General features: G+C 47.6%; 11 protein-coding genes and 1 tRNA gene. 2 read left to right on the top strand and 10 right to left on the bottom strand.

Translation table 11 applies throughout. The annotated features are described in order from the left end of the window. The first annotated feature begins 27 nt into the window (after positions 1-27). Positions 28-1,686 carry an alpha,alpha-trehalase TreF gene (gene treF / locus NIM72_RS09025; protein ID WP_161732733.1) on the top strand — a complete coding sequence of 553 codons (1,659 nt, stop codon included), beginning with the start codon at positions 28-30 and terminating at the stop codon, positions 1,684-1,686. Between the two features lie 75 nt (positions 1,687-1,761). Here the strand turns inward: treF and NIM72_RS09030 are convergent, their stop codons facing one another. The 10 genes from NIM72_RS09030 to NIM72_RS09075 form a co-directional block, all read right to left on the bottom strand. Continuing rightward, positions 1,762-2,268, bottom strand: a complete 507-nt coding sequence (locus tag NIM72_RS09030) for a ferritin-like domain-containing protein (protein ID WP_136196597.1) — start codon at positions 2,266-2,268, stop codon at positions 1,762-1,764. A gap of 10 nt (positions 2,269-2,278) precedes the next feature. Continuing rightward, on the bottom strand, positions 2,279-2,761 hold the full coding sequence (locus tag NIM72_RS09035; RefSeq protein ID WP_150015696.1) for a ferritin-like domain-containing protein: 483 nt from the start codon (positions 2,759-2,761) through the stop codon (positions 2,279-2,281). A gap of 502 nt (positions 2,762-3,263) precedes the next feature. Beyond that, positions 3,264-3,428, bottom strand: a complete 165-nt coding sequence (locus NIM72_RS09040; protein WP_004571242.1) for a general stress protein — start codon at positions 3,426-3,428, stop codon at positions 3,264-3,266. A gap of 749 nt (positions 3,429-4,177) precedes the next feature. Next, complete coding sequence (locus tag NIM72_RS09045; protein WP_253420021.1) at positions 4,178-5,143, bottom strand: sensor domain-containing diguanylate cyclase; 966 nt, start codon at positions 5,141-5,143, stop codon at positions 4,178-4,180. A 555-nt stretch (positions 5,144-5,698) separates the two neighbouring features. Continuing rightward, positions 5,699-6,226: a helix-turn-helix transcriptional regulator gene (locus tag NIM72_RS09050; protein WP_253420024.1), complete on the bottom strand. Its 528-nt coding sequence runs from the start codon at positions 6,224-6,226 to the stop codon at positions 5,699-5,701. A gap of 223 nt (positions 6,227-6,449) precedes the next feature. Next, on the bottom strand, positions 6,450-7,412 hold the full coding sequence (locus NIM72_RS09055; protein WP_253420027.1) for a DMT family transporter: 963 nt from the start codon (positions 7,410-7,412) through the stop codon (positions 6,450-6,452). 7 nt (positions 7,413-7,419) lie between these two features. Next, a complete protein-coding gene (locus NIM72_RS09060) occupies positions 7,420-8,679 on the bottom strand; it encodes an ATP-grasp domain-containing protein (RefSeq protein WP_253420029.1) in 1,260 nt (419 codons plus the stop codon). A gap of 263 nt (positions 8,680-8,942) precedes the next feature. Then, positions 8,943-9,401, bottom strand: a complete 459-nt coding sequence (locus tag NIM72_RS09065; protein WP_253420032.1) for a bifunctional 2-polyprenyl-6-hydroxyphenol methylase/3-demethylubiquinol 3-O-methyltransferase UbiG — start codon at positions 9,399-9,401, stop codon at positions 8,943-8,945. Between the two features lie 476 nt (positions 9,402-9,877). Then, the gene (locus tag NIM72_RS09070; protein ID WP_253420035.1) at positions 9,878-10,054 is read right to left on the bottom strand and encodes a hypothetical protein; all 177 of its coding nucleotides are present in this window, start codon (positions 10,052-10,054) and stop codon (positions 9,878-9,880) included. A gap of 556 nt (positions 10,055-10,610) precedes the next feature. Then, positions 10,611-10,686 (bottom strand) — tRNA-Phe (locus tag NIM72_RS09075). A 222-nt stretch (positions 10,687-10,908) separates the two neighbouring features. On the opposite strand from NIM72_RS09075, the gene NIM72_RS09080 reads away from it, so the two are divergent. Then, a complete protein-coding gene (locus tag NIM72_RS09080) occupies positions 10,909-12,228 on the top strand; it encodes a PAS domain-containing methyl-accepting chemotaxis protein (RefSeq protein WP_161732689.1) in 1,320 nt (439 codons plus the stop codon). Positions 12,229-12,240: the final 12 nt, after the last annotated feature.

A 12,240-nucleotide genomic window follows, 5' to 3' on the forward strand; every position in this document is an offset into this window, starting at 1 on the left:
GCAACCACGACCGCTCAGGAGGCCGTTATTAATACCCATCGCCAGCAACAAAATGCACTTGAAGAGGTTCGTGCCGGGGCGGAAGTTGAGTATCAATACGATCCCCATGAACTGAAACTGGATCGCATGCAGGATTCTGAACCGGAACCGGAGCTGATTGAAGGCTTACCGGCGCCGGATGCGCTCACGCCTGCCGATCGTTATCTGGAACTGTTTGAACATGTCCAGATGTCGCGGATTTTCGAGGACAGCAAAACCTTCCCCGACTGTTCGCCTAAGTACGATCCGCTGGATGTGCTGATGCGCTATCGTCGACAGAAACGCAGCAGTGATTTTGACCTGTCGCGTTTTGTTGCCGATCACTTTTATCTGCCTGGCGTAAACGAAAGTTTTTATGTCTCCAACCCGGATAAATCGCTCAATGAGCATATCGATGACCTGTGGCCAGTTTTGACCAAAATGCCACAGCAGCATATGCCGCACTCATCGCTGCTGCCGTTACCAAAACCTTATGTAGTTCCGGGCGGACGCTTTGGCGAAACTTACTACTGGGACTCCTACTTCACCATGCTGGGCCTGGCGGAGTCGGGCCGTGATGACCTGCTGCGTCACATGGCGGATAACTTTGCCTGGCTGATCGATAACTACGGTCATGTGCCAAACGGCAACCGTACTTACTATCTCAGCCGTTCCCAGCCGCCGGTATTTGCCCTGATGGTGGAGCTGTTCGAAGAAGATGGCGTGCGCGGTGCTAAGCGCTATCAGGAACAGCTGATGAAGGAGTACCAGTTCTGGATGGATGGTGCCGGCTCACTGATGCCAAACCAGGCTTATCGTCACGTCGTGCGGATGCCAAATGGCTCGCTGCTGAATCGTTACTGGGATGACCGCGATACGCCACGTGATGAGTCGTGGATGGAAGATGTCGAAACCGCGCGCGAATCCAGACGTCCGGCCAGCGAAGTCTATCGTGACCTGCGTGCTGGTGCAGAGTCGGGCTGGGATTACTCCTCGCGCTGGCTGCGTAACCCGAAACGGCTGTCGAGTATCCGTACAACGCAGTTTATCCCCATCGATCTGAACGCGTTCCTGTACAAGCTGGAGCTGATGATTGCCACTCTGTCGCACGCCAAAGGTGAAGAGCTGACGGCGCTGGCCTGGCAGAAAAAAGCGGAAACGCGGAAACGTGCTATCACCCGTTACCTCTGGGATAGCACCGCTGGTGTGTTCCGCGACTACGACTGGCGTCGTGAACGTTTCGGTGCTTTTACCGTTGCCTCTGTGGTTCCGCTATTTGTGGGTCTGGCGACGCCGCATCAGGCGCATCTGCAGGCAATCTCACTGCGTCATCTGCTGCTGAGCAACGGTGGCCTGCTGACTTCAATGGTGGAAAGCGGTGAGCAGTGGGATCGTCCCAACGGCTGGGCACCGATGCAGTGGATGGCCGTTGTTGGCCTGAATAACTACGGTGAAGAGACGCTGGCAAGTGAAGTCGCGGTAAACTGGCTTAATACGGTGAATAACTTCTATCAGCTTCACCACAAGCTGGTCGAGAAGTATGACATCAGCGGAGAACGCGCGCGCCCCGGCGGCGGCGGTGAATATCCGTTACAGGATGGCTTTGGCTGGACGAACGGCGTTACCCGTAAGCTGATGACGATGTATGGGCATTTAATGGCTGACTGAGTGTCGCAGCCTCCAAATTACTAAAACGCAAAAAGCCGGGCAATTCCCGGCTTTTTTCATGCAGGCTGTCAGGCGTTACTTCTTCGCTTCAGTGCCCGGCTGTGATGCACGTTGCAGGAACTGCTGAGTCACGTCAGGCAGGTTCTGCAGCAGCCACTCCGCCATGGCCACTTCCTGATCGCGGATCTCGTTGAGAATGCGAACGCCCTGCGTATCGCCTACCTGCTCCGCCGCGGCGATCAGGCTGGTGTAGCTGGCGATCTCAGCATTCTCAAAAACGTAGCCACTGATGGCACCCTTCACCACTTCATCTGAGTTAAACATACCGCCCACCGCCTGGCCGGTCGCCGCCATTTTACCCATCGCATCTTTCATCACAGAGTGATCGATACCGTGGCTGTCGAGCAGTTGTTCCAGCAGGGTCAGCTGATGCTTAGTCTCTTCCAGATGTTGCGCCAGACGCTGTTCCAGCGCCGGATAGTGTTCAAGACGGCCTGACATCTTGCTCAGCATGCTTTCTGCCTGCTTTTCCATCGCATGCGCATCGCGCAGCCAGTCATGATAGTGTTCGATCGCTGTCATGTGTTACTCCTTAAGAGACAGTAATAGCTTCGGCTACCGAGGTGAGTTTCTCATCGGTTTGTTTCTCTTCATCCAGAGTCGCGGCCAGCAGCTCTGCCGCTTTGGTATAACCCAGCTTCAGCGCCAGCGCATGCAACGTACCGTAAGTCGCAATCTCATAGTGCTCCACTTTCTGCGCTGCACCGATCAGCCCCTGATCGCGGATTTCGCCCTTCTCGACCGAGTCAATAATTTCCTGCGCCTCTTCAACCAGACCCTCGAGCGCATGGCATTTCATTCTTTTGATTTTGACTTCAGGTGTTACTTCCACCAGTTCATCAAGTCGTTCAATCTGAGCACGGGTCTCTTCCAGGTGCTGATTGAACGCAGCGATAAGGTTTTCGTCACTGGCTGCGCGCGCCATTTTAGGCAATGCACGGGTTATCTGTTTCTCAGCGCTGTATACATCGGATAGGTCATGGATGAACAGATCGTTTAACGTTTTCACTGTCATAAGATAGCCTCATTGTTTAAAAAGCTGCGTCGATAATAACGCAACGCCAGTCATGTCGTTGACACCTGAAAAGTCTAGTGGAGATTCTTAATATCGCACGTTTCATCAGCCTGAATTTAAGACAGAACTAGCATATAAAATGCATTTTCCTTTTCACAGCAGTGATTTAGCGGATAAATTTTTTATGGCTCCGGCTTCGCCAGGCAGGTTGAATTTGTACAAAGCAATAAATCGCTGCATAAATTTTTTCAGATTATGTGCATGAAAAAAGCGCCATTTAAAACTTAGTTGTACAGGACTTTATTAATTCGTATAACTTTAAACGATAGAAAATAAAAAACCGGCAGGGAAATCCCAACCGGTTTAATTAACGGTGTCTCTCTGTGCCGATGATAAATCAGCGACATAATTCAGGAGGTAATTATCTTGCAGGCAAATAAAAAGAGAATCTGCACAGCCCGGCAAACGCATTAAACTGCTGTTACAGCAACCTTAAAAGCGTTTAGCTTCTGCGGCTTACCTTACCTCCCTTGCGTCCGGCTTCAATGGCACGTTCGGGATCGTTCTTAAAATTCCCGCCGCTTTTCTGACCGCCCTTGCGTCCTGCTTCCGCAGCACGCTCCTTATCAGCCGCAAAATTTCCGGCCCCACCGCGATATTGAGTCATTCTGTGTTCCTCTTTGAAGTTGAAATCAGAATTTGCACAGTTAATGCTTCATCAGGCCGATTCAGCAACATAAATGTAGACAGAAAATCGGACCGATCAAGAAAGACAAATAAAAATCTGTTACAGCATCACCTTATTGGCAGTACAAACTTCATCCGGATTGGTAACGCCTTTCAACTATCGCTCTGTACTATTTAAAAAAGGGATACGGCGTAAAAAAGATTGCTTACAAAAATCGCCGCGCCCTATTAATCGATCATTTTCGAAAAATGTCCAATTGAAAAAATAGTAACCGAAGCGGTATTGAGAAAACTACATCAATATCAGTTAGTGAAGATGATCAACAAACGATCAAATTCCCTAAGCGAAGCGGCAAATAACACTAATTTAGTTTTTCATGACGTTATAAATAAGCGAAGCGTAAAGAGTTAAATCCACCCGCTTAAAATAGCTGAAATTGATCATTAAATGATCAGTTATGCTGTTTTAACGAGAGTTTTAATTCAAATAACACTTCTGATTCTGGAGTGGTAATACCAGGTAAGCGAAGCGGAAAAAGCGAGGCAATTTGCTTCTAAAAACCATAATTAAGAATAATACGAAAAACCTTTTTTTGTCGGTTACTACTGCTTTATCGCACGTCGCGCCAAAGGCAAGGCTCAAAATTATGGATTAAAGGTAGCCGGGACGAGAGATAAGATGACGTACTAACAGCAGGCCAGGCTGCTGTCCGGTCCAGTAGAGCAGTATCAGAAGGGATCCGGGAAAGCGGGCTCAAAGGCCACACCGCGTTTGCCATTTTTCTTAATGCGGTACATGGCTTCATCAGCCCGTGCCAGGGCGGTATCAAAGTCATCTTTTACCCGAACCTGTGACACGCCTACTGACGCGCCTATGTGCGCTTGCCCGTTAGCCAAATCAAAAGGGGTAAGTACCGCGTCAAGGCAGGCATGCGCCAGCTGTCTGACCTGCGGCTCGCTTAGTGCAAACGGCAATAGCAGGACGAATTCATCGCCGCCAAGCCGGCCGATGATAACCTCTGCCGGGGAAAGATCAGTCAATCGCTGACTTAACTGAATTAACACTTCATCACCGCTGCGATGCCCCAGGGTGTCGTTGACGTTTTTAAAGTTATCCAGATCAATAAAAACAACGCAGAGCGGCCCCTGCGCTTTCATTTCACAGAAATCATTTTGCAGAGCATGGCGATTGTTGAGCAGCGTAAGAGGATCGTGCAGCGCCAGCAGGGCGAGCTGCTCTTCATATTGCTTCTCTTTGGTCATGTCGATGTGAGTGCCAATGACTTTAACCGGCTCGCCGTGCGCGTTCCACTCACTGACCCGACCGCGATCCAGCACCCACGTGATACTGCCATTTTTGGCAATCATGCGATGCAGCGCTTCGTAGTAAGGCGCTCTTCCGGCAATGTGATCGTTAAACGCTCGCAAAACCTCGGCGGCGTCATCGGGATGCAGGCTCTCTTTCCACGATTCGAAGTTGGCGTCGGTCTCTTTTGGCTGGAAGCCGAGCATCGCGCCCCAGCGCCGGTTAAAGATCACCAGCTTGCCGCTGGGAATATCGAGCTGCCACAGAAACAGTCCGGTGCCATCCAGCGCCGCATTGAGTTTGGTGCGGGCATCATGCGCTATACGCTTCAGACGCGCATTGTGCTTTTTCAGGTTCTGTATTTGCAGACGCAGCGCTTCTTCTGACATAACCATGTAAGAGGAGGAAAAAGGGGTATTGTGCCTGTCAGGATGATTCTGTAAAGGGTGGCTTATAAAACACGATTAGCCACGGTCAATTGCAGGCTGGACAGGATATCAGGCGGTGCCAGTCTGGCAACGCAGCACAGAGGCGAAGCGGCAAATTGATTTCGCCATGAAATCTGTTTGTATCGTTGTAGAATTGAGACAAGCAATGGGCCGGAGAGCGGTGAAAATCAGAATCTTCAGGCAGTAGTGAGTACATCGGTATTACATTCCACTGACCGCAGCAAGGCGCTGTGCATAACCCGCGGCTACGCCAGACCAGGAACCCAATTACCTTACGTGTCACAGCCTGCCGCGGTTAAACCCCACAGTGGCGGTGCCTTGCCGGGTGAGTCAGGTTTACGGATTAAGGACGTCAGGAGCAGATGAAACAGCAAAATAAACAAAAGAGAAAGGATAGTAAGGCAGCGCTGCAGGATTGTGTCCTGTCAGACGCTGGCTCAGCGTAATTCTGACTATGCTAAAAAGCTTAATTAAGTTAACGCCCTCACAGCATCTTTATTGTGCGAGCTTATAAAGTTGACCAGGCGTAACCCCGAACATGCTTTTAAAATTTCGCGTGAAATGTGCCTGGTCGGTGAAACCTAATTGAGCTGAAATGTCAGATATAGCTTTCCCCTGAATAATCATATTCTTACCTTGACGCAATCGTGCTCCTTTAATCCATGCAAAAGGCGGAAGTCCCTTAACGTTAGTAAACATTCTGACCAGTTTGACGGGTGAGACGCCTGTTTCATTTGCCAACATTTGAAGCGTAGGAGGAAAATGAAAATCATCCATTAGTCTCCTTACCACATAATCAACAACAGTTTTATCTGTTGTTTTTATCGCGATATGCGGATGTGCGCCTGACCGAGAAAGCACTGATTGCAGAACACTCGCCACGCGTTCGTTAATCTCGCAATCTGACGTGTGGCGATCGAGTGCAAATGCAGCGACCTGACGTATTTCCGCTGCCACATCAGGCGCTGCGATAATGTTTTTTTTGAAATGATCATCACAATGGAGACCGGTAAATTCCATCATTGACTCGGGGGAAACATAAAAGCTGTAGTAGTACCATTCATAGGGTGTAGGCTCAGCAGCCTGAATCTGACCTGGATTATAAATGGTTATCTCATCAACACTGGCCTCAGCATTTTTTCCATCTAACTAAATCTTTTCTCTTCCCGAGACATTAGCACCAATGTAGAACTCATCATGAGAGTGCTTTGGAAAAATATGATTGGTGCTGTCTGATAATGTGACCTCAATTCCGGCGATCTTCCGATATATCGTGATACCCATCTGATTCAACCTTTCCTTTCGGCTTTACGCCCCATATCTCTGACGCAAGAGAGAAGAAAAATATTAACAGAATTGCAACAAGTGAGGAAAGTGATGGCGATAATCTCGGGTCAAATAACTGAAAAATGAAAGTAAAAATCGGATTTACAGAAATAAAAACCATAACTCTGGCAGGTGGTAAAGATTTTATGCCGTACTGCAGACACCAAAGTGGTATAACCACGCCACATATAGCAAGGATGACGATACCCGGTGACAGGGTTTCACCTATCGCACTATAACCAAATGAATCCATGCTATAACTCATTGTTATAAATACTGTAATGTAAAAGCGATGTGCCATGATCGAAGAGGGTAAGCAACCTTTGTCACTCAGTTTTCTGCTAAAAATATTAGAGAAGATACTGAAGACAGAGCAGAGCACCGCCATCATCACGCCAGCCATAACGTCTGATGAAGAATAGTTATAGATAAACCGGCCCTGATGCAAACTAATCAGAGCGAGCCAAAGAGAACAAACAGTAATCCCGGAAATATATATAGCTTTGTATTGATGAGATTCATTTTTAAAAAACATTGGTGCAATGAAAATAATCATTAACGGTGCTACGCCTGTTATAATAGCAGACGCCACCGCGGGCTCAAGACACTTCATGCAATAGAAAAATGTTATCCAGGAACCCGCTGTAGTAATATTTAAAATTACTACGGGTGCAAAAAATCGCACCGTAGAAACATAATTCCTTCGGTTAAAAATAACACCATAAGACTGAAAAAAGAGCATTGCAATTGAAAAGACAATAAAAGTGATGCTTAAAGGATGATTATCCTGAACAAGGAATCCCGAATAAACCTCCTTTACAGCATCAAGAAAATTATAGAGGAAGACCATCAATAGACCAAAAAGATAATTTTTATTATTCATATTATTCTCAGGCTAAATCAAAAAGTTTACCTTCTTTTTCATAAATTCTGATCTTTGCATGATCACTGTCAATTTGCTTTTCATCTTCATGACACAAGTAAATAATACCTGGATTAGTAAAAAGATCCGTCGTCCTGTATATATTCTCGCCTGCATCTGGCGTGTGCATCATGCCGAAATAGGATGGGAGTAACTTAAGCAATTTTTCGCAATTATTAACTTTAACCACACCCTCAAATTCTGAAGCCAGTGTAATACATTGCAGCTGAGTTTTGAGCATATAATTCTTTCCAAGCCTGGCAGCAAAACGTTCAGGTTTCACATAACGTTCGGCAGTAAGTGTGACATGGCTATATCCCAATGCAGACACAACCGCGTTGTGCATGATAGTTCCCTGCATTCGGGCAGCGGTTTCAATAAGCACAGGCCCGGATTCCGTCATCATTACTTCACTATGAGACGGGCCATTGGCGATACCGAGAAGAGTCAGCGCTTTTTCCATATATCTGACAAGCTGATCCTGTACTTCACCCGAGTAAGGCAGAAGAATTTCCCTTTCACAGATCAGCGATGCATTCTCAACTTCCTTTTTGTCATCAGACCATATCTCTGTAATCAGATGCTGTCCATTGATGCTGACCGCATTGACAATATATTGCCTTCCGATAAGGCGTTCCTGCAAAAGAACAGTGCTATTTTTTAAACCTAATTTATTTTTTTTACCATATATTTTATTAAAGGCATTCTGTACTTCATCAACCGTGTTGCAAAAGCGAACACTATCCGCTCCAGCGCTATCCACGGGTTTGACGACGACAGGCCACTTATTCAGCTCACCAGCCCATTTCTTTGCCTGTTCAACAGAGTCGGTTAAAAACTGAGGTATAGAGCTGATTCCCCCTGATTTTAAGGCCTCCTGCATTGCATATTTATTGCGACGCAAAGCACTGGTGTCTATTGAATTCCCGGGGGTACCCACTAACGAAGACAGGAGGTCTGCGATATAAACACCGGTTTCGGTTCCAGGTATAATATATTCTGGCGACAGTTGCTTAAGTTCTTCGGCTATCCTCAAAAATTCACTGTGAGATTCATCACCCGGCGAAATCAGGAAATCAAAGGTTTCATGTCTGAATGTTTGCTGATATTCCAGTGGAATCTCCGGGGATGATTGAATATGAATGCAAGTCCAGCCATCTTTTTTGAAAACAGGCGCTAACTCAGCACCTGTAGAATACGCATCAACAATACAGATGTATCTTTTCATTTTAATCCTTTACGTGCAATGATAACCAGATTGTCGTCTTTCTCTTTTTTCTTCAAAGAGAAATCACCCTATAACGACACGCTTTCAAAGCCTGCATTTAATAACTCATCTCTGAGCATTTCTTTCTCATAGAGCCTTGTGAGGCAACTCCAGTGCTGGGATTGATTATGATAATCAACCCTAAGCAGTCTCTTATTCCAATCCATATGAAGATATTCCGTAACGCCATTATCTTCCCGGACTAAAACGCCCTCTGCATTAATTCAATTTCTTGCTCTTTCCATATCAGCAAGTTCCATTACAAGAACACCGCCCGGACGTAATAACCCATACCAGTATCTGAAAAGTGACAGATCTTCTGCCTCAGTGGTGTAGTACCCGAAACTTTTATATATATTAATTAACAGGTCGTAATTTTTACCGGGATTATCTTTCATATCAGCCTGGTAATAACCTGGGCCTGAGGCATCCTTTTTTGCTATTTCAATTTGTTCAGAAGATAAATCTATGGCAGTCACTTTATACCCCTGAAGAAATAAAGCATGACTCATTTTTCCTATGCCGCAGCATATATCTAATACAGACGCGTATTCAGATGGAGGGAACAAATTAGCAAATTTTTCTGATGCGAAAGTATAGTCCTGATAGCGACCGAGATTATTGGGCACTTCTGTAAAAAACACAGGAAATCCTGTTTTATCGTTCATGCCACCTGCTGACATTGTACCCTCCATTATTCTTACTATTTTTTATTGAGCTGTATCTTGTGGATAAATCTCTTCCATTGAATCATGTGTCAGCGATGCGTCGTTAAAGTCCAGCTCATTTGCATACGTAAAAACGATAACTGTGCGACGAGATTCCTGCGTTAACGGCGCTATACGATGAAGAGCATCCCTGGCCCTTAGCAGGTAACACTGGCCACGAGCAACATGACGACTAATAACCGGATATTCAGCCAGCGTCTTTTTAATCCACTCTCTTGTATTCTCTTTCTTCTAGGGAATGCGCGGGATAAATTCAACCCGGGCGCCTGAAAGCACATCAGGCTCATCAATTACCCATACTAAAGCATACGAATAGTCATCCCAATGCCAGCCATGAGTATCGCCACTTTTATTTTGGGAATTGATGATAAATTCTTCAGGCTCGTAAGGTACGCGATAAATTTCCTCACCGGTAATTCGGGAAAGAAATTTCAGGACACCTGGGCTGTCGAAAAAGGCAGGAATATATTTCCCTTCTTCACGAATAGCATTACGGCCAACACTATCGTATGCCCTTGGTGTGCTTCATAGTCGTTTTTAAAATAGTTGATCAGCGACTCTGGTAATCCATTAATGTGCTGAGAAATTTGTGTTTCAATCTGTTCCACAGTTAACTCCCTTATTTTTATAAATACCCTTTTATGCCTTGTCTTAGACGTTTTAAGCATGCCTTAGCAACATTCATAAATCTTGTATCTCATTTCAATAATCGAACAAAAAACGAACAATCAATTAGGTTCTTCCAGGCCGGGCCGTACGAAAAACGGCCCCATAGCGCAGTCGTTCTTTATCTGCTTACGACGAATCTGTTGGCTCGCGAAGTGCAGATTAACGCTGAAATCAGCGCAGAGGCATACATTCGCTGAGTATTGTCTTTAAACGCAAAAACCCCCGCCGAAGCGAGGGTTTCAAATTATGGAGTCACAGGATGTGGCGAGTGAATCGAACCGTCGATAACGGGTTCGCCTCAAAACGCAAAAACCCGCCAGAGGCGGGTTCTTTAAAGATGGTGCCCGAACCCGGACAAAAATGCCGGGAGCATTTTTGCATCGCGTGCCAGCGCGACCCGAAGGGCGAGTCACAGGATGTGGCGAGTGAATCGAACCGTCGATAACGGGTTCGCCTCAAAACGCAAAAACCCGCCAGAGGCGGGTTCTTTAAAGATGGTGCCCGAACCCGGAATCGAACCAGGGACACGGGGATTTTCAATCCCCTGCTCTACCGACTGAGCTATTCGGGCAACGGGGCGCATTAAACCAAAGCGGCCCGGCAGCGTCAAACGCTTTTCACCAAAATCACATCGACTGACGGCTTTTCCATCAACTCAAATATCGGGTTTGACCTGATGCAAAAATGTCGTGGCTGACCGGGTAAATTTTAGTCAGCAGAGCGGTAAAGGCTCCATTGTGCCGCGATTTTGCCGATATAGGAGGTGAGACCAATACTAATAATAAGGATCGCCATGTTTTCCACCATTACATCAGGTATCGCTTCACGCCACGGCTGGCAGAAGCGGGCACACTCAGCGGCCACGCTGAGCTCACTCAACGGCTCCATCGCCATGGTTGAGTTCTCCCCCGATGGCACCATTCTCAGCGCCAATGCGCTGTTTCTGGCGCGCATGGGCTACACGCTGACAGAGATTGAAGGCCAGCACCACAGCCTGTTTTGTACGCCGGAACAGCTTCAGTCGCGCAACTATCATGATTTCTGGCTGCGACTGAACCGGGGTGAAAGTTTCAGCGATAAATTTCTGCGTATGGCGAAAAACAGCCGCCCAATCTGGCTCGAAGCCAACTATGTGCCGGTGCAAAACCGCCATGGCCGGGTAATTAAAATCGTCAAACTGGCCACCGACATTACAGGTCATATCAACGATGCACAGGAGCAGCGCGCCATCACCACCGCCATTGAACGGTCGATGGCGGTGATCGCCTTTAACCTCAAAGGTGAAGTGCTTAAAGCCAACGACAACTTCCTGAAAACCATGGGCTACCGTCGTGAGGAGGTAGAAGGGATCCACCACCGTCACTTCTGTTCGCAGGCTGTACGCGACAGCCGCGAATATAGCGAGTTCTGGCAGCAACTGAACCGGGGTGAATTTGTCTCGGGTCAGTTTCCCCGGGTGAATAAACGTGGCGAGACGGTCTGGCTGCGCGCCACCTACAATCCGGTATTTGACGAGCAGGGCCGGCTCTACAAAATCGTCAAATTCGCCACGGATGTGACGGCACAGGTGGAAAAGAATCAGCAGGAGCATGATGCGGCACAGCGGGCTTATCACACCGCGCTGCAAACGGATGAAAGCACAAAGCTGGGTGCCGATGTTATCGCCAGCAGCGTGCAGACTATGAATGCGCTGGCGGGCGAATTGCAGGGGATCTCCGGTGATATTACCGGCCTGAGTGAGTCCTCCGATCGTATCGGCGCAATTGTGGAAGGCATCCGTCGGATCGCCGATCAGACTAACCTGCTGGCGCTGAATGCCGCCATTGAAGCAGCAAGGGCCGGCACCCATGGCCGTAGCTTTGCGGTGGTGGCTAACGAAGTCCGCACGCTGGCAGCCAACATTAACCGCGCCACGACCGACATCGAAAACCGGATTCAGCAAAATCATCTGCTGGCCAGCCGGGCGCTGAAAGGTATTGAGTCGAACCTGAAACGTGCCGATCAGGGCGTACAACTGGCTCAGGAGGCGGGCGGCGTGATTGCAGAAATCCGTGAAGGCGCAACGGACGTGGTGCGCGCCATCGGCCAGGTGACCAAAACGCTTAAAGTCTGACACTCTTCGGGG

The organism is Pantoea sp. B550, from assembly GCF_024158165.1.
Lineage (GTDB): Bacteria > Pseudomonadota > Gammaproteobacteria > Enterobacterales > Enterobacteriaceae > Pantoea > Pantoea alfalfae.